Below are 17,552 nucleotides of genomic sequence, written 5' to 3' on the forward strand. Positions count from 1 at the left end.
GGCCGCCTCGATGACCGCCTTGCCCGCGACCTCGGCCACGGGCTCGGCCGCCGCCGCCGTCGCGGCCGCAGCCGCCGCGGCTTCCGCCGCCTCCTTCTCGGCCGCCTTGCGGGCCGCGCGCTCGCGGTCGTAGCGCGCCTTGCGCTCGGCGAAGCTCTCGGCCTTCTCGGCAGCCTCGGCCGCCGTCTTCTTGGCCGCGTCAGCCGTCTTCTTCGTCTTGGCCGCCGCGTTGTCGATCACGTCGAGCGGGTTCTTGAACGGGGCGTCGGCGTCCTTGTCGAACACCTCGGCCTTGAGCGTGCCGCTCATCTCCTCCTGCGCCTTGCGGAACTTCGCGATGGCCTGGCCGGCGGTCTTCGCCATGGCAGGCAGCTTGTCAGGTCCGAAGATCAGAAACCCGAACAGCAGGATGAGGAAGAGCTCGAATCCTCCGATGCCAAACAACTTGGGAGTCCTTTCACGATCGCTAGAGCGACAGCACGGTGAGGGCCATGGTGGGGATGCCCAGCGCCAGGACGAGGATCACGCACACCACCACCGTGAAGATCTTCTTGGTGCGCGCCGCGCGCTCGCGCTGCTGCTCGGCGCGGCGCTCGCGCTCCTCGGCAGCCTTCACGCGCGCGGCCCTCTGCTCGCGCGTGAGCTTGCTGCGCGACTTGCCCTGATGCTTTTTCGACTGTGCCATTTCGCCTTGCCTTCGACGCTTTCTCTTCTCGCAGGCGCAACGCGGACGGGCTCGTCCGCGGCGCGCGGCCTATTATGCCTTAACTAGACGCGCAACTTCGTGCGAATCTCGATCACGCGGGCAATGTTCTTCGCAACCTCCACGTCCACGTGCCAGTGGTTCTTCTCGTAGAGCATCTTGCCGTCCACCATGGTCATGAGGACGTCCGAGGCCGAGCAGGTGTTGACCACCGCCGAGACGGGGTTCGCGCCCGCCGACTGGTGCGAGCTCGACAGGTCGACCGCGATGAGGTCGGCGCACTTGCCGATGTCGAGCGAGCCGATCTTGTCCTCGAGCCCCAGCGCGCGGGCGCCGCCCATGGTGGCGAGCTCGAGCATGGTGGTGGAGTCGAGGAAGCGGCGCGTGTCGAGCGCGCGCTGGATGAGCATGCCCACGCGCATCTCGGAGAGCATGTCGGTCGACTCGGTGGCGGCGGGGGAGTCGGTGCCGAGGCCGGTGCGCAGGCCCGCGCGCAGAAACGCGCCGAGCGGCGCCACGCCCATGCCGAGCTGCGCGTTCGCGCGCGGGCAGGTGCAGACGGCCACGTCGTACTCGCGCAGCTTCTTGATGTCCTCCTCGTCGACGTGCACGGCGTGCACCAGAAGCACGTTGGGTGACTCGAACGCGCCCCAGTTCAGCGCGTAGCGCACCGGGGTCACGCCCGTGGGCATCCACGGCGGGATCTCCACGTAGCCGCGCTTGGCCTCGTCCATGGTGTGCACCGAGAACATCGAGGAGCCGTACTTCACGAAGTTGAACTCCTCGCGGCTGCCCGCCAGGCGCATGGCCACCGGCAGGCCCTCCTTGCAGGCGAACTCCGACACGAGCCCGAACACCGACGGGTGCGTGGCGTACACGGCCGCCGGGGCGATGCCGACGGTGACGCGGTCGGGATCGACCTCCTCGCGCCAGTGCATGATGTCCTTCTCGGCCGAGCGCATGGCGAAGCTCACGCGCTGCTTGTCCATCACGCCCACCTCGCGGTACATCACGCCGCGCAGGCCGAGCTTCTGGGTGGCCGTGCACGCCGCGCCCGTGGAGGTGATGTCGGCGATGGTGGTGATGCCGCTTGCCAGCGCGTCGAGGCCGCCGAGGACGGCGGAGTCGTACCAGTCGGCCGCCTCGAGGCGACCCGAGCGCTCGATGACCGACAGGATCCACGAGGCGTAGGGCATGTCGGCCACCATGCCGCGCAGCACCGACTTCTCGAGGCGCGTGTGCAGGTCGACCAGCCCCGGCATGACGGCCGCGAGCCCGTAGTCGACCACCTCCTCCTCGGGGTAGCGCAGGCGCAGCATCTCGACCTTGCCGACGTCGAGGATCTTGCCGTCGCGCACGAGCACGGCGCCGCCCGTGATGGGATCAGACGTTATGGGAAATACGTATTGTGCGCAAATAAGCATGGGCACCTTCTTCGTGTCCGCGAAACTGGATCAGACTCGTATCATAGCACTGGGCGGCGAACCCGCCTCGCCGCCCGCGACCAAACACACACTCTTTGCGGTTGAAGGCGGGGCGCGGCGCCTGCGCGCGGCGGGCGCGGGGGCGCGCCTGCGGGGTGCGAGGCTCCCGGGGTGCGGCGCCTTCCCTTCCCTACCGCTGGGTGCCGTCGCCGAAGAGGAGCTCGCGCTCCGGGCCGGACAGGGCGTTGCGCGCCTGCTCGCGCAGGTTGTTCATGGCGCTCAGGAACTGGCGGTACATCACTACCACGAGGTAGCGGCCGCGCGGCGTGAGGGTGAGCTCGTCGGGCGTGTCGGTGGCGAACGCGCGGTTCGCGCGCATGAACGCGAGCTCGACGGGCAGGCCGCGCTCGATGCTCACGCCGAACTCGCGCGCGAAGGCGCGCTTGTCGAGGCGCAGCTTGTAGAGGTTCACCAGGAAGCAGTAGCGCATGAGGTCGCGCTCGGACATGTCGCTTCGGCCCATGAGCGACATCCGCCCGCTCTCGATGGCCTCGTTGTACTCCTTGATGCTGAACGTGTTCACGTAGAGGCTGCGGTTCAGGTACGTGATGGAGCCGCTCCCGATGGCGGGGTACTGGTCGTAGAACGTCTGGAACTCGTCGATCTGCGGCGCGCCGTCGCGCGTCGCCTCGTCGGCGCCGTTGCGCGTGAAGGTCCACAGCGTCGTGCGGTGGAACAGCGGGTCGTCCCCGCCCGCGAGCACGCCGTCGAGGATCTGGTAGTAGCGGTACTCGCGCGGGTAGTCCATCTTGCCCAAGGTGCGCGTCATCTTGCTCATGGTGCCGTGCGACACGTACAGCGGCGAGAACGTGGTCTGGCGCGCGCCGCACGTGGCGACCTTCTCCAAGTCGTCGAAGAGGATCTCCTCGGTCTGGCTCGGGAAGTTGAAGATCATGTCGACGTTCAGCGAGTCGAAGTACGGGAGCGCGCCCGTGATGCGCTCGTAGATCTCCGCGCCGCTGCCGTACTTGTCGTAGCGGTCCATCTGCTTCAAGAGGTCGTCGTTGAAGCTCTGCACGCCCACGGAGAGGCGCTGCACGCGCCCCTTGAGCGCGTCGAGGTAGGGCTGCACCAGGTGGTTCGGGTTCGTCTCGGACGCCACCTCCCTGATGTCCCAGATGTCGCGGGCCAAGTCGAGCGTCTCGCACAGCTCGTCGAGCATGATGGTGGGCGTGCCGCCGCCCATGTAGATGCTCTCGATGTCGTACCCCAGGTCGCGCACCATGAGCATCTCCTTGCGCATGTTGGCGAAGTAGGGCCGCGCCACGTCCTCGCGGAAGGCGTAGCGGTTGAAGCTGCAGTACGGGCACAGGCGCTGGCAGAACGGCACGTGCATGTAGAGCATGTACTTGCGGCCCGGCTCGGGCGCGGGCATCATCGCCTCGTCGGTGGGCTTCAGCGCCAGCTCGCAGCGGGCGAGCTGCTTGACAACGGTGGTGAGCATGCGCTCGGACAGCATGGGTACTCCTTAACGTGCGAAGGAAGGGCGAATAATCCAATCGGCTATGGTACCGCTTCTTCGCGGCGATGCGCGCGCGAAAACGGATATGAAAACAGATATACTAGACGCGTTTGATACGAGACGCCAGACGCGTCTCGACGGTCCCATCGCGATTCCGGGGAGAACACACCTTGAGCATCGACACCGCAACGGGCGAGGAAGCGCCCGCCGAGCTTTCATCCGAGCGCGTGAAGAGCATCTTCTCGCAGATCGCCAGGAAATACGAGCGGTTCAACGCCGTCTCGAGCTTCGGCGCCTACCGCCTGTGGCTCTCCGGCATGATGCGCCAGGCGCCCATCAGCGCGGCTGACGAGGTGCTCGACATCGCGGGCGGCACGGGCGACGTCACCTTCGCGGTGGCGCGCGCGAAGCGGCCCGCGCACATCCAGTGCACCGACCTGGTGCCCGAGATGCTCGACGTGGCGCGCATGCACCACGAGGCGGGCGCCGCGAACGGCGTGCCCGTCGACTTCGAGGTGGTCGACGCGCAGGACATCCCCTACCCCGACGCGAGCTTCGACGTGGTCACCATGGCCTACGGCATCCGCAACATGCCCGACCGCCCGCGCGCGCTCTCCGAGATGCACCGCGTGCTGCGCCCCGGCGGCGCGCTCGTGTGCCTCGAGTTCTCCACGCCGCCGAACCGGGCGTGGCGCGCGCTCTACGGCTTCTACCTGAAGCACCTCATCCCGTTCTGGGGCGGGCTCATCACCGGCGACAAGGACGGATTCGTGTATCTGGCGAAGTCGATCCGCGCCTTCCCCGACCAGCAGGGCCTCGCCGCCCTCATGGAGGAGGCGGGCTTTCGCGACGTCACCTGGAAGAACTACACGGGCGGCATAGCCGCCGTCCACGTGGCCCGCAAGCCGGAGTAGCGCGCCGGCAGGCCGGCGCCTCGGAGCGGGGCGGAAGGGCGGGCCGACGCCCAAAGGCGGGGCGGAAGGGCGGGGCGCAGAGGCGCTTTTATGCGCGCGGGCAGGAATGGCGGGACGCAGCCCGACGCCTTTGCCGCCTTACCTCCAGGCGCGGTCCTTCTCGGGGTAGAAGACCCAGGCGGCGACGTAGGAGGCGACGAGGCAGACCATCACCAGGCAGATGGTGACGCCGAAGCCGAAGGCGTCGTTGGTGAACCCCCACAGCGCGCTGGCCAGGCCGATGCCCACGTCGTTCATCAGCAGGAACAGCGCGTTGGTGGCGCCCCAGCGCTCGGGCGGGGTGTTCTTCACCGCAACCGCCTGGTTGAGCGGCAGGCTGATGCCGAGGCAGAGCCCGTAGAAGACGCCCGCCAGGTAGAACACGTAGTCGCTCGCCGGCCCGAAGTAGAGCATCACGCACGTGACCAGGCCGCACGCCACCGCCACCGTGAACGTCTTGATGGGCGCCACGCGGTCCATGAACGACTTCGACTTCAGGCGCACGGCGATCATGCTGATGGCCGAGATGGTGTAGAACAAGCTCGCGTTCGCCACGCCGATCTGCGTGCCGTAGAGGCCCACGAAGAAGATGCCGAAGCCGAAGGTGGGGCACATGATGGTCATGGGGATGGCGCCGGGAAGCGCGCGCGGCTCGAAGAAGGACGGCGCCTTCGCGGGCTTCGCAGCCGGAGCCTTCGCGGGCTGGCCCTTCGCGTCCGCGGCCTGCGGCTCCGCGTTTGCGGCCCGTGATTCCGCTGCCGCGGCCTGCGCCTTCGCGCGCTCCCAGCGCTCGCGGAACGCCGAGGTCTCGGGCAGCGCGAGCGGCTTGCGCTCGTAGCGCGTGAAGAACGAAACCGCCAGCCCGGCGACTGCCACCAGCGACAGACCCGCGTACAGGTTCGACGCGGGGTCGGTCCCCGCGAGGAAGAGCGCGAGCGCCGGCCCGACCGACATGGCGAGCGCCTGCCCGAGCCCGTAGTAGCCGATGCCCTCGCCCAGGCGCGCCCGCGGCAGCACGTCGGCCGCGGCCGTCGACGCAGCCGTGGTGGCCATGGCGAAGCCCACGCCCTGCAGCACGCGGCTCGCGGCGTAGAGCGCCACGCCCTGCCCCGCGAGCGGCACGACCGTGCCCGCCAAAAGGACGACCGCGCCCGCGATCATGACGAGCGAACACTTCCCGGCGTCGATGATCGGCCCGATGACCAGGCGCGCGACCGCCGCCGAGGCCGAGAACACCAGCGCGAGCACGCCCGCGAGCGACGCGCCGTAGCCCACGCGCGAGAGGAACACCGACGTGCCCGCGTTCAGCCCCTGCCCCATCACGAAGCAGCAGAACGTCAGCAGCACGATGAGCACGAACACGGCCGTCCACAGCCGCGGCTGGGCAGCCGCCCTCCCGGCGGACGCAGCGGACGCGCGCGCCACCTCGCCCTCGATCGCCTCGTCGTCGGACGCGACGTGCGCAGAATCCGCCATAACCCCGTTCTCCCTCGTCAAAGCCCGAGCGCGCGGCTCCTCGCCGCTGCGCCCGCAAAACACCGTCGCCTCTTAGTGTAGCGGTTTTGGCTGCGCCGCGCGCTAGATCGTATACAATCTAGCGCAGCGCCCTCGCGCGCCCCGAGCGCCGCCGAGCGCCCCGGGCGTGCCGGGCGGACGTGCGCGCCCGTGTGCGCCTGCGCGTCGCTGGGCACCCGCGCGTGCCCGCGCGCATTGCGCACCCGTGCGCCGCCGGGCGGCATCCGAGCATCATCCGAAGGAGTTTGACCCATGGAGCGAATCGCCAGCTTTTCCGTTGACCACACCGTGCTCGAGCCGGGCGTGTACGTGTCGCGCAGCGACGCGGACGCCGCCACCGGCTGCGTGACCACCACGTTCGACCTGCGCATGACCGCGCCGAACCGCGAGCCGGTGATGGACACCGCCGCCGTGCACGCGCTCGAGCACCTCGGCGCCACCTTCCTGCGCAACGACGCCGAATGGGCCGACCGCGTGGTCTACTTCGGGCCCATGGGCTGCCGCACGGGCTTCTACCTGGTGGTGTTCGGCGCGTGCGAGCCCGCTGACGTCGCCGGCTTGGTGCTGCGCCTGTTCACGTTCGCGCGCGACTTCGAGGGCGAGATCCCCGGCGCGCGCCCCGAGGAGTGCGGCAACTACCACGACTCCGACCTCGCGCAGGCGAAGTGGTGGGCGCGCCGCTACGTGGCCGAGACGCTCGAGGTGCTCGACGAGGCGCACACCGCCTACCCCGCGCTGCTCGACTAGCGCAGAAGGCGGATGCGGCAGGCGCGGCAGGCAGAAGGATGGTCGAGCGCGGGCGAGGGCGCAGGTGCGCATGGCACGCCCTTGCGCCCGGACGCGGAAGGAGAACGGCATGACGGTGAAGGTCGGGGTCATCGGCGCCATGGACGTCGAGGTGGAGGCCTTGTGCCGCGCGCTCGGTGACGCGCGCGTCACCACCTGCGCGAACATGGACTTCCACGAGGGGGTCGTCGGGAGCACGCCCGCCGTGGTGGTGCGGTGCAACGTGGGGATGGTGAACGCCGCCGCGTGCGCGCAGGTGCTCATCGGCCGCTTCGGCGTCACGCACGTGGTGAACACCGGCGTGGCCGGCTCGCTCGACGCGGCGATCGACATCGGCGACGTGGTGGTGGCGACCGACGCCGTGAACCACCTGATGGACGTCTGCAACCTCGGGTACGCGCCCGGGCAGACGCCGGGGCTTGACGCGCTCGCGTTCCCCTGCGACGCGCGCCTGCGCGAGCGGCTCGCCGACGCGGTGCGCGCGACGTGCCGCGTCGGCGTGCACGAGGGGCGCGTGGCCTCCGGCGACCGCTTCGTGCGCGACGCCGAGGAGAAGGCCCGCATCCGCGCCGCGTTCGACGCCGCGTGCTGCGAGATGGAGGGCGCCGCCATCGCGCAGGCGTGCTGGCTGGGCGGCGTGCCCTGCGGCATCGTGCGCGCCATATCCGACAAGGCCGACGGGTCGGACGCCGTGGACTACCCCGTCTTCGAGGCGCGCGCCGCCGCCGACTGCGCCGCCATCGTGCGGCAGCTGCTCGAGAGCTGGGAGTAGCGGCCCACGCGGCACGAGCGCGCGTGCCGCGAAGCCCCGAGGCCCCGAAGCACGCCCTGGGCCGGGACGGCCCGCGGCGCGCTAGTACGGCTCGTCGAGGTCGGCGTGGGCCCGGGCGTCGGCGTCAAGCCCGAAGAACTTGCCCGCGCGGAAGCGGTCGAGCGCCACGAGCGCGATCATGCCCGCGTTGTCGCCGCACGAGTGCAGAGGCGGCATGACCAGCCGCACCCGCATCTTCGCGCACAGCTCCTCGTAGGCCGCGCGCAGCACGGGGTTGGCCGCCACGCCGCCGCCGAGGCAGAACGTGCGCGCGCCCGTCTCCTCGAGCGCCCGCCGCGCCTTCGCCACCTGCACGTCGACGACCGCCTGCTGGAAGCTCGCGCAGACGTCGGGCACGTTGAGAGAGCGCCCGGCTGCGCGCTCTTGGTTGACGTAGGTGACGACCGCGGTCTTGAGGCCCGAGAGCGAGAAGCGCAGGTCGCCCGAGTGCATCATGGCGCGCGGGAACGCGATGGCGTCCGGGTCGCCGTCCTTCGCGTAGCGCGAGATCACGGGGCCGCCGGGATATCCCAGCCCGAGCGCCTTCGCCACCTTGTCGAACGCCTCGCCCACCGCGTCGTCGATGGTGGCGCCGAGCGTGACGTAGTCGCCCCAGCCGCGCATGTGCACGAGCAGGGTGTTGCCGCCCGACACGAGCGACACCACCGCAGGCGGCGCGAAGTCAGGCGCGCCCACCTTGTTCGCGTAGAGGTGGCCCTCGAGGTGGTGCACGCCGACGAAGGGCACGCCAGCCGCCCACGCCGCGCCCTTCGCGAACGCCACGCCCACCACGAGCGCGCCCACGAGCCCCGGCGCGTAGGTGACCGCCACGGCGTCGAGGTCGCGCCAGCGCAGGCTGCCCGGCGCGCCGCCGAGGCGGGCGGCCGCCACGTCGAGGCACTCGTCGCACACGCCGCAGACGGCCTCGATGTGCTTGCGGCTCGCGATCTCGGGCACCACGCCGCCGAAACGCGCATGGAAGTCGATCTGCGAGGCCACCACGTCGGAGAGCAGCGCGCCGTCCCCGTTGACGACGGCGGCGGCCGTCTCGTCGCAGGAGGACTCGATGGCGAGGATGAGCGGGCGGGCGGGCTCGGAAGCCGCGCGCGCGCCTGCGCCTGCGGCGCTTCCGGCCTCCGCGCCTGCGCTGCCCGCGCCCGCGTCCCTGCACGCGGCGTCCCCGTCGTCGAAGCGCTGCAGCTCCATGCCCGCGACGTCCTTGCGCGCGGCGGGCAGCGCCTCCGCCTTCATGATGAGGGCGTCCTCGCCGTCGGAGTAGTAGCGCGGGCGCACGCCGAGGCTTTCGTAGCCGAGCGCCGCGTAGAGCGCCTGCGCGCCCGCGTTCGCTGCGCGCACCTCGAGCGAGCTCGTGCGTGCGCCCAAGTTGCGCGCGTCGGCGGCCACGCGCGCGACGAGCTCGGCGGCGATGCCGCGGCGGCGGTGCTCGGGCGCGGTTCCCACCTTGAGGATCTGCACGTCGCCGTCGACCACCCAGCCGCCCGCATAGCCCACGAGCGGCGCGTCAGGCGGAAGCGGCATGGCGGGGTCGGCCGCGAAGGCCGCCCACCACACGCGGTCGGCGCGGCCCAGCTCGTCGGCCACGAGCGCCTCGCTCCACGCGTCAGACCCCATGATGCGCGCCTCGAGCGCCGCCACGTCAGCCACGTGCGCCGCGTCGAGCGGCTTGCAGGCGATGCCCTCGCCGTTCGCGCGCGCGTTGGCGATGGCCGTGTCGTTCATGGTGACGTGCTTGCTGCCGCGCGCGCCGGCGAGCGCCTGGTCTGCGCGCGCGAGACGCGCGCGCTCAGCCTCCTCGGCGTCCGACAGGCGCGTGTACACCGGCAGCGCGAACGCCGGGTCGTGCCGGCGCGCGTCGAGGGGGTCCGCCTCGCCGGCGCGCCACGCCGCCTGCAGCGCCAGCAGCAGGCCCGCGCCCGTCGGCGTCCACTGGTCCTCGGGCAGCAGCGCGCCGCACGCCGAGAACAGATCGGCGTACTTCTTGAGCGCGTCCCCCGTGATGAGCAGCTGGTCTGCAGCGTCGGGAGCCGTTGAGAGTTCGGGGCTGCTCACCAAGCGAGTTCCGCACGAGCCGGAAGCGCCGGCGGCGCTTCCGAGCGAGCCAGGACTGTCCGAGCGACTGAGCTGCCCCGGGCCCTCGACGGCGGTGGGAGCGACAGCGCCCTCGACGGCGCCCGCGGCAGCGTACTCCTGCGCGCACAGCTCCGCCTTCACCACGCGATCCTCGCCAAGGCGCACCACACCCGCGTCGCTCACGTCGAACTCGACCGGGTACACCTCCTTGCGCATGGCGTCAGCCGCCACGAGCAGGTGCCCGCGCACGCCCGCGCCCCACGCGCCCCACGCCACCGCGTCGAGCGTCGAGACGCCCACGAGGCCCACCTCGAGCGCGCTCGCGATGCCCTTGGCCGTGGCCATGGCGATGCGCACGCCCGTGAACGAGCCCGGGCCGCGCCCCACCGCCACGCACGCGATGTCTCCGCGCGCCACGCCCGCGTCCCGAAGCAGCGCGTCGATGCGCGGCAGAAGCTGCGTGTTCGACGCGCGCCGCGCCGCCACCTCGGCAGCCGCGACGAGCGCGACCGAGCGCGCGGCCGCGTCAAGCGCGCCCACGCCGATGGAGATCACCTCGTTGGCCGTGTCAAACGCCAACACGTATTGTGCCTGCACTTTCGCAAACCTCCGTAAAGCACGTCTCGCACGGGCGCCGCCTTGCTTGCCGAAGCGGCGCCATGATATACTGAGCTACGCCAGCAAAGCCCGCGTTTGGTTAACGGAGTACGGGCGGCGCGGTGTTTTCGAACTAAGGGGTCGGTTGCAGCCGGCCCCTTCCGCTTCTCCCGCTCACCATCCGATCACTTATTTTTCCGTCGTTCGAGCAACAGAGGCAGCAGCGAAGCAAGCGCCGCAACCCATGCCGGTAACCCGTAGAGCACGAAGTTCAGAATTTCTCTCAGCATAAGGCGACTCCTCTCTCGAGAGGCACCGCCCGTGTCGGACTTTGCTGGCGTTGTGCATTCTAGCAGATGCGGCGAAGGGGCCGCTTGGGTCAGCGGGCGCTCCCCGCCGTCTTCGAGAGGCGCGACCGCGAGTCGCTCGCCCACACGAACAGCAGCTGGCGCGCGCGGGCGCCGCAGGAGTGCGCGCGCACGATGCGCTGGCCCGCCGCGTCGACGGCTATGGTGATCTCGAGGTAGTCGCAGGGCAGCTCGTCGGGGAACTTCTCGGCCCACTCCACGAACGTCGCGCCGTCGGAGTCGCCGTCGATGAGCGCGTAGTAGTCGATGTCCTCGAGCTCGCTCGCGTCGTCGAGGCGGTACAGGTCGAGGTGGTGCAGCGGGATGCGCCCCTCGTCGTAGGTGAGCAGGATGTTGAAGGTGGGGCTGGTCACCGGGGAGGTGACGCCGAGCGCCGCCGCCACGCCCTGCACGAACTGCGTCTTGCCCGCGCCGAGGTCGCCGTTCAGCACCACCACGTCACCCTCGTGCAGAAACGGCGCGAGGGTGGAGGCCAGCTGCTTGGTCGCCTCAGCCGAGCTGGTCTTGCGCAGATATGTGAGTCCACTCGCCATGTCATCATCATACGCCAAAGCGCGACGGCACGCAGGCTCGCGGTGCCCACCGCATGGGAAAATGCGCGAACTTACGCCTTCGCCGCCTTCCCCTCCGCCTTCTTCGCCTTCTTCGTGCCGTGGCAGGCGTACATCACCACGCCCACGAGCACGCCGCCCACGATGTTGCCGAGCGTGACGGGGACGAGGTTCGCCGTGACGAACGTGCCGAAGTCGAGCACGGCGGTGTTGATGCCCGCGTCGACGATCATCTGCGTGTAGGCGGGGTTCAGGTACGCGAAGATGCCCGCCGGGATGTAGTACATGTTGGCCACGCAGTGCTCGAAGCCCGCCAGCACGAACCCCATGACGGGAACGTAGAGCCCCATCATGCGCCCCGCCGCGTCCTGGGCGGCGTTGCCCAAATACACCGCGATGCACACCATGAGGTTGCAGAAGATGCCGAGCACGAACGCGTTGCCCCACGGCAGCGCGTCCTTGCTCGCCGCCACCTTCGCCGTGTAGACCGCCAGATCGCCGCCGCCGATGTTGAGCTGCCCGAAGAACGCCATGAGCGCCGCGAGCGCCACCGCGCCCACGAGGTTGCCCACGTACACGACCGCCCAGTTGCGCGCGAGGCGCCCCCAGCTGATCCGCCCGTCGAGCGCCGCCGTCACCATGAGGGCGTTGCCCGTGAACAGCTCGGTGCCCAAAAGCACCACCATGATGAGCCCCATGGGGAAGATGAGCCCCGACACCAGGCGCACGAGGCCCGCGTTGTCGAGCGCATGCGCCGCCGTGGAGGAGGTGACCGCGCCCAGCCCGATGAGCAGGCCCGCGGCCACGCCCAGCACGAACAGGCGCCACGCGGGAGAGGCCGCCTTGCCGACCGAGGCGCTCATGTAGTTGTCAGTGATCTCAGTGGGGGTGAACAGGGGCATGGCTATCCTTCCGCGATCTTTTCCGCTGCTTGCACGACATGCGCCATGGTGACGCTCGTGGTCACCGAGCCGAGGCCGCCCGGCACGGGCGTGATGGAGCCCGCATCTCCGAGCACGGACCCTGCGGCGTCGAAGTCGACGTCGCCGCACAGGGCGCCCTGCGCGTCGAAGTTGATGCCCACGTCGAGCACCGTCTGGCCGGGTCTGAAGTACGCCGCGCCGAACGCGCGCGGGCGCCCCGTGGCGCAGATCACGACGTCGGCCAGGCGCGTGAGGGACTCGAGGTCCTCGGTCTTCGAGTGGCACAGCGTCACGCTCGCGTTGCGGCCGAGCAGCATCATGGCCACCGGCCGGCCGATGACGAGGCTGCGCCCCACCACCACCACGTGCTTGCCCTCCACGGGGACGCCGTAGTGGTCGAGCACCTCGAGGCACGCCTGCGCCGTGGCGGGCGGAAAGCCCTGCGGAGCTCCGGCGAACACGCCCGCGAGCGACAAGCTCGTGATCCCGTCGACGTCCTTCGCGGGAAGCAGCAGGTCGCAGGCGCGCGCCTCGTCGATGTGCGGCGGAAGCGGGCGGAACATGAGGCAGCCGTGGACGGAGGCGTCGGCGTTCACGGCCTCGATGGCGCGCGCGAGCTCGTCGAAGGGCGCGTCGGCGGCCAGCGCGAGCGAGCGCACGCCGATGCCGAGACCCGCGGCGCGCCTGGCGGCCGTGCGCTCGTAGGAGAGGTCGTCGGGACGCTCTCCCATGCGCACGACGGCGAGCGTGGGGGTGATGCCGCGCGCGGCAAGCGATGCCACGCGCGGCGTCAGATCATCCTCCAGGGAATCTACGACCTCCCTGCCGGCAAGCAACCTCACCATCAAACCCCCTCTTTTCCGCCATCTCAGAAGATCGGTCTATCTTAGATGATAAGCGAGGACAATGCGACGGCAGTATGCCCGTCGGCTCGCCAAACCCCGCGAAGCTCCATGATCTCCGACATGCGGCAAGAGCCCCGAACAGCAGAGCGTGAAGGCGAGAGGCGGCAAGGCGCGAGGCCGCCCACCCCTTCCGCGCACACGGCGAAGCCTCAGCCCCGCTCGCATCCCTGCCTGGCAACTGCGGCCATGAGCTTGATGCGATTCACCTGGTTCACGCCGCTCGTGCCTGGGTCGAACTCCACGGTGGCTATGTTCGCGCCCGAGCCGTAACGGCGAAGGCGGCGCAGGACCCCGCGCCCGACCACGTGCCCCGAAAGGCAGCCGAACACGCTCGCGTAGACGATGTCGGTGACGCCCTCGTCGACGAGAATGCTCATCCAACCCGCAAAAGACCAGCCCAGGCCATGGGTGAGCAGCTCGGGAACGAAGCGCAGCCCCGCGCTTCTCACCCGCTCGTAGGTTACGGCGTGCGGAATGACGCGCAGCCCCTCGCTCGCGCACGCACACAGGCCATCCACCTCCTCGAGGAACGTCCCCTCTGCGCCTTGGGCGTGCAGGGCATAGCTTACCAGGCCTGACAGGTACGGAGCCACCACTTCGCAGCCCTCCTCCTCGAGCACCTGAAGCAAGCCCCCGTTGACGGACGGGCAGAACAGCGCCGCCGCCGTCCCCGCAACGCCGACGCGCGGCTTGGAGAGGCGGGCCGTCGGCAGAAGCCGCGCCGCCTCGTCGTCGAGACTGCGCATGAAGCTCCTCGCGTCGAACGGCTCTCCCGAACGCAGCATCTCCAAAACCCTGCCGCGCCAGCTCTCGGAAAGCGCGTCGAAATAGGGCACCTGCGGCCCCTCCAAGTGGGGGCGCATGCGCAGCCGAAGCTGAAGCAGCAGGTCACCCGCCATGAGGGCATGCGCAAGGCAGCGCTGCTCAGCAGAGGAGGCGCCGCGGAGGAACTCGTTGAAGTCATGCAGCGTGACCCCTGCTAACCCCGCTTCGCGCAAGCCGCGCTCCACGAAGAAGGGGATGTCCTTGCAGCGGCATCCCGGGCACAGCATCGGCACGCACACGTCAGCCGACTCGCCGGGGATGCCCGCGCCCGCTTGCGCCTGCACGGCGCGATGAGCCTGCGCCACGGCCACGACAGCCGTGAAGCACGCGTCGTTGTTCACCAGCGACAGTCCCCGGCGAATCGCATCAGCGTCCACCTCCGTCGGAAAATGCGCACCCAAGCCGGCGCCTTGCGCCGCCGCAGAGAGGAACCCCCCGTGCCAATCGGACGGAAGGGGAATGATCAGGCGCTCTCTCATCGAAGACCCCTTGCTCTCTCGCCTGCCATGCCGCCCCGCAGCTCACGCGTCCTGAGGCCGATGATGCCCGCCTGTGCCGCCGCCAGCGACCTTATGCGAATGCGCACCGCCGCAAGATCGCACATCTCGTCGATCTTGAGCATCGTCATCATCTTCCCGGACGCCCGCAGGACGTCCCTCACCTTGTCAGACGCCGCGGCATCCAAGCCGCAGCCGAACGAGCACAGCTCAACCAGCTCGAGCTCGTCGTGACGCGCGACGAGCTGCGCCGCCGCCAGCAGCCGGTCAGGATACTCCCACAAGCGCTCCCCCGCGCCAGGCGCCTGCCGGGCACCGAGGCAGTCGTCAGTCAGCACCGCGTACCCGCACGATCGCAAGAGCCCCGGAATGCCATGGTGAACCGCCGGGTCAACGTGATAGGGACGGCCCGCCAGCACAATGCCGCGCGCGCCTGACGCGGCGATCTGCTCCAAGGCGCGCGCGCCCTCCGCCCGCAGGGCGCGCCTGAAAGCGCTCTGCGCGGCACGTCCTGCCCGTACCGCCACGTCGACCTCAGCACGCGTGACGTCAGGCCACGCCGACGCAAGCGACGCGCGAACGACTTCTGCGAGCGCTGCGGCCGCATCCGGGAAATCATCCCGCGCGTCCCCCAGCAGACACGCGACCTGCGGCATGACGAAGCGGACCTTCTGCCGATCCGCCGTGCTCACGTTCTCCGCGAGCACGAGGCCGTAGCCCGCCGCCACCGGGCAGGCAGACCTCGGCATGCTCACGCCGTCCACAAGGGGCAGAAAGACGGTGTCCACCCCGCGGTCGATCAGGTCGAGCAGCTGACCGTGGGCGAGCTTCGCCGGATAGCACACCGACTCAGACGGTATAGTCTCCAAAGCCCGGCCTCGCAGCTCGCCGCAAGACAGCACGACGCGGAACCCAAGCGCCGACAGGAGCGCATGCCAGAACGGATACGTCTCGTACATGTCGAGGGCGCGCACCACGCCGATCTCCCCGCGTCGCGCGTCGCTCAGCTCAAGCGAGGGACGATCGAACAGGGCGTGATAGCGCCAGTCGAACAGATCAGGTAGCGTCCTCGTGCTCGACGCCCCCGCACGCATCCCCCCAGGATGCGCTTGCTCGCCCGCACCACGCTCGCAGCGGTTTCCCACCGTGAAGGTTCGCCTCTCCCCCGCATCAGAGAACGTCGTGACCATGAGCGTGCAGGCGTTTGGGCAGCGACGGCACGTCACCGTCTTTCCAGCGCAGGAAAGCCCCCTCATGCGCTCGCGCGAAAGCAGCGCCGACGTCGACTGGCCGCGCCCGCGCTCCCGCGCGATGAGCGCAGCGCCGTATGCCCCCATGTAGGCGGCGATGTCCGGTCGGTGCACCGTGCGACCGCATACGCGCTCGAAGGCCCGCAGCACTGCGTCGTTGGAGAACGTCCCGCCCTGCACCACGATGCTCTCGCCCAAGGCGGACGCGTCGCGTACGCGCATGACCTTCTCGAGCGCGTTTCTCACCACGGAGTACGCGAGCCCTGCCGATATGTCCCCCGTGCTCGCGCCTTCCTTCTGCGCATGCCGCACGCGCGAGGTCATGAACACCGTGCAACGCGTCCCCAGGTCAACGGGGTTCTCAGCCGTAAGCGCCGCGTTGACGAAGCGATCGAGCCGCACGTTCATCGACCACGCCATCCCCGAGAGCAGCGCCCCGCATCCGCTCGAGCACGCCTCGTTCAAGACCACGTCGTCAACCGCCCCGTCGCGCAGGTAGACGCACTTGATGTCCTGACCGCCGATGTCCAAGATGAAGTCCACGTCAGGAACAAGCTCGAGTGCCGCGCGCACATGGGAGACCGTCTCCACCTCGCCCGAGTCGAACGAGAACGCCTGCTTGAGGTATCCCTCGCCATATCCCGTGACGCAAGCGTGCGCGATAGTGATAGCCGGGTTGCCGTCATGCAGGCGCGGAAGGCGCTTCCGCAGGTCGGACAGCATGTCACGCGCCACTTCCATGAGATTTCCCGCCGAACGCTCGTACCCGGTGCGCAAGATGCGACCGTCCTCGGAGACCAGCGCGTACTTGATCGCCTCCGACCCCGAGTCCACGCCCAGAAAAGCGCGCCCCTCATAGCTTGCCAGGCCAGCGCGAGGTGCGCGGCAGCGCGCATGCTCGTCTGCGAAACGGCGATGCTCGTCACGCGAGGCGAACAGGGGCTCGAGGCGCGAGAGGGTGGCGCCGTCATCCCAGGAAACGCCCTCCAGCTGATCCAGCAGCTGCGCCAGCGTGCAGGACGATTCGCCGCGAGCCTCGAAAGCAGCTCCTTGGGCGACGAACAGGTGTCCTTCGGCGGGCACCAGCATGTCCTCGTCGGAAAGCCCCAGGCGCTCCTTGAACCGCCCGCGCAAGTACGATAGGAAATGAAGCGGCCCGCCGAGCAGGGCGACCTTGCCCGTGATGGGCCGCCCGCATGCCAGCCCGGCTATGCACTGGACAGACACCGCGTCGAAGACCGAGCCGGCGATGTCCTCGCGCGAGACGCCCTCGTTCAACAAGGGCCTCACGTCCATCTGCGCAAACACCGCGCACCGCGAGGCGATGGGGTGGATGGTGGCGCATCCGTGCGCCAGGTGGTTGAGCTTCTCGGCGTTGACGTCCAGCATGCCCGCTATGGTGTCGATGAAGCCGCCTGTGCCTCCTGCGCACGTGCTGTTCATGCGCAGCTCCTCGCCGTCGGACAGAAAGAGGATCTTGGAGTCCTCCCCGCCGATCTCAATGGCAACGTCGGCTTCAGGGATGAGGCGCTCAAGCGCCCGGCGGCAGGCGACGACCTCCTGCGTGAACGGAAGGCCCAGCGCGCCCGCCAGCTGCATGCCCGCCGAGCCGGTGACGCCCACCGCGAACAGCTCGCTCGGGTAGCGTCGCATGGCGTTGCGCACCACGTAGGAGAGCGTCTCCCTCACGTTGGAGAGGTGTCGATCGTAGCTTGAGTACAACAGTTCTCCATCATCGTCTTGTACGACGATCTTGATGGTCTTCGACCCGATGTCGATGCCCATGCGAAGCGGCGTTGCGCCGGAGCCCTCCTTGCTTGAGACGCCCATG

Annotated in this window: 14 protein-coding genes; 3 read left to right on the forward strand and 11 right to left on the reverse strand. The window is 69.5% G+C overall.

Going from position 1 to position 17,552, the window contains the following annotated elements; all coding sequences use genetic code 11:
* The 4 genes from HRL41_RS06740 to HRL41_RS06755 form a co-directional block, all read right to left on the reverse strand.
* A partial coding sequence (locus HRL41_RS06740) for a twin-arginine translocase TatA/TatE family subunit (RefSeq protein WP_172136106.1) occupies positions 1–444 on the reverse strand: 444 nt, incomplete at its 3' end.
* Between the two features lie 22 nt (positions 445–466).
* On the reverse strand, positions 467–685 hold the full coding sequence (locus HRL41_RS06745; RefSeq protein ID WP_165173385.1) for a CASC3 protein CASC3: 219 nt from the start codon (positions 683–685) through the stop codon (positions 467–469).
* Between the two features lie 83 nt (positions 686–768).
* On the reverse strand, positions 769–2,127 hold the full coding sequence (locus HRL41_RS06750) for an amidohydrolase family protein (protein WP_165173387.1): 1,359 nt from the start codon (positions 2,125–2,127) through the stop codon (positions 769–771).
* Between the two features lie 190 nt (positions 2,128–2,317).
* Entirely contained in the window at positions 2,318–3,646 is a 1,329-nt protein-coding gene (locus HRL41_RS06755; protein ID WP_172136107.1) for a coproporphyrinogen III oxidase family protein, read from the reverse strand.
* Positions 3,647–3,819: 173 nt separating this feature from the next.
* On the opposite strand from HRL41_RS06755, the gene HRL41_RS06760 reads away from it, so the two are divergent.
* On the forward strand, positions 3,820–4,563 hold the full coding sequence (locus HRL41_RS06760; protein ID WP_172136108.1) for a class I SAM-dependent methyltransferase: 744 nt from the start codon (positions 3,820–3,822) through the stop codon (positions 4,561–4,563).
* 138 nt (positions 4,564–4,701) lie between these two features.
* On the opposite strand, the gene HRL41_RS06765 is transcribed toward HRL41_RS06760, so the two are convergent.
* Positions 4,702–6,078: an MFS transporter gene (locus tag HRL41_RS06765; RefSeq protein WP_216662559.1), complete on the reverse strand. Its 1,377-nt coding sequence runs from the start codon at positions 6,076–6,078 to the stop codon at positions 4,702–4,704.
* A 291-nt stretch (positions 6,079–6,369) separates the two neighbouring features.
* Here HRL41_RS06765 and HRL41_RS06770 point away from each other — a divergent pair, with 291 nt between their 5' ends.
* Complete coding sequence (locus HRL41_RS06770) at positions 6,370–6,864, forward strand: S-ribosylhomocysteine lyase (RefSeq protein ID WP_172136109.1); 495 nt, start codon at positions 6,370–6,372, stop codon at positions 6,862–6,864.
* 109 nt (positions 6,865–6,973) lie between these two features.
* On the forward strand, positions 6,974–7,675 hold the full coding sequence (locus HRL41_RS06775; protein WP_216662560.1) for a 5'-methylthioadenosine/adenosylhomocysteine nucleosidase: 702 nt from the start codon (positions 6,974–6,976) through the stop codon (positions 7,673–7,675).
* Positions 7,676–7,756: 81 nt separating this feature from the next.
* Here HRL41_RS06775 and tsaD read toward each other — a convergent pair whose 3' ends face one another.
* From tsaD to HRL41_RS06805, 6 genes are all read right to left on the reverse strand, one after another.
* Positions 7,757–10,387, reverse strand: coding sequence for a tRNA (adenosine(37)-N6)-threonylcarbamoyltransferase complex transferase subunit TsaD (gene tsaD, locus HRL41_RS06780; protein WP_371808812.1), 2,631 nt, complete (start codon positions 10,385–10,387; stop codon positions 7,757–7,759).
* 394 nt (positions 10,388–10,781) lie between these two features.
* Entirely contained in the window at positions 10,782–11,303 is a 522-nt protein-coding gene (tsaE, locus tag HRL41_RS06785; protein WP_172136111.1) for a tRNA (adenosine(37)-N6)-threonylcarbamoyltransferase complex ATPase subunit type 1 TsaE, read from the reverse strand.
* Between the two features lie 71 nt (positions 11,304–11,374).
* Positions 11,375–12,223 carry a formate/nitrite transporter family protein gene (locus HRL41_RS06790; RefSeq protein ID WP_172136112.1) on the reverse strand — a complete coding sequence of 283 codons (849 nt, stop codon included), beginning with the start codon at positions 12,221–12,223 and terminating at the stop codon, positions 11,375–11,377.
* Between the two features lie 2 nt (positions 12,224–12,225).
* Positions 12,226–13,089, reverse strand: a complete 864-nt coding sequence (locus HRL41_RS06795) for a bifunctional 5,10-methylenetetrahydrofolate dehydrogenase/5,10-methenyltetrahydrofolate cyclohydrolase (RefSeq protein ID WP_172136113.1) — start codon at positions 13,087–13,089, stop codon at positions 12,226–12,228.
* A gap of 209 nt (positions 13,090–13,298) precedes the next feature.
* Entirely contained in the window at positions 13,299–14,375 is a 1,077-nt protein-coding gene (locus HRL41_RS06800; protein ID WP_172136114.1) for a hypothetical protein, read from the reverse strand.
* 74 nt (positions 14,376–14,449) lie between these two features.
* Positions 14,450–17,551 (reverse strand): BadF/BadG/BcrA/BcrD ATPase family protein, encoded by a 3,102-nt coding sequence (locus HRL41_RS06805; protein WP_172136115.1) that lies wholly within the window; start codon positions 17,549–17,551, stop codon positions 14,450–14,452.
* Between the last annotated feature and the right edge of the window lies 1 nt (position 17,552).

This window comes from Adlercreutzia sp. ZJ473 (assembly GCF_013185065.1).
Lineage (GTDB): Bacteria > Actinomycetota > Coriobacteriia > Coriobacteriales > Eggerthellaceae > CAAEEV01.

Bases quoted from the DNA above. Each gene is read 5' to 3' on its own strand.
- HRL41_RS06755 (WP_172136107.1), bottom strand. From the start codon at position 3,646: ATGCTGTCCGAGCGCATGCTCACCACCGTTGTCAAGCAGCTCGCCCGC.
- HRL41_RS06805 (WP_172136115.1), bottom strand. From the start codon at position 17,551: ATGGGCGTCTCAAGCAAGGAGGGCTCCGGCGCAACGCCGCTTCGCATG.
- HRL41_RS06790 (WP_172136112.1), bottom strand. From the start codon at position 12,223: ATGCCCCTGTTCACCCCCACTGAGATCACTGACAACTACATGAGCGCC.
- HRL41_RS06775 (WP_216662560.1), top strand. From the start codon at position 6,974: ATGACGGTGAAGGTCGGGGTCATCGGCGCCATGGACGTCGAGGTGGAG.
- tsaE (WP_172136111.1), bottom strand. From the start codon at position 11,303: ATGGCGAGTGGACTCACATATCTGCGCAAGACCAGCTCGGCTGAGGCG.
- HRL41_RS06765 (WP_216662559.1), bottom strand. From the start codon at position 6,078: ATGGCGGATTCTGCGCACGTCGCGTCCGACGACGAGGCGATCGAGGGC.
- HRL41_RS06745 (WP_165173385.1), bottom strand. From the start codon at position 685: ATGGCACAGTCGAAAAAGCATCAGGGCAAGTCGCGCAGCAAGCTCACG.
- HRL41_RS06770 (WP_172136109.1), top strand. From the start codon at position 6,370: ATGGAGCGAATCGCCAGCTTTTCCGTTGACCACACCGTGCTCGAGCCG.
- HRL41_RS06795 (WP_172136113.1), bottom strand. From the start codon at position 13,089: ATGGTGAGGTTGCTTGCCGGCAGGGAGGTCGTAGATTCCCTGGAGGAT.
- HRL41_RS06750 (WP_165173387.1), bottom strand. From the start codon at position 2,127: ATGCTTATTTGCGCACAATACGTATTTCCCATAACGTCTGATCCCATC.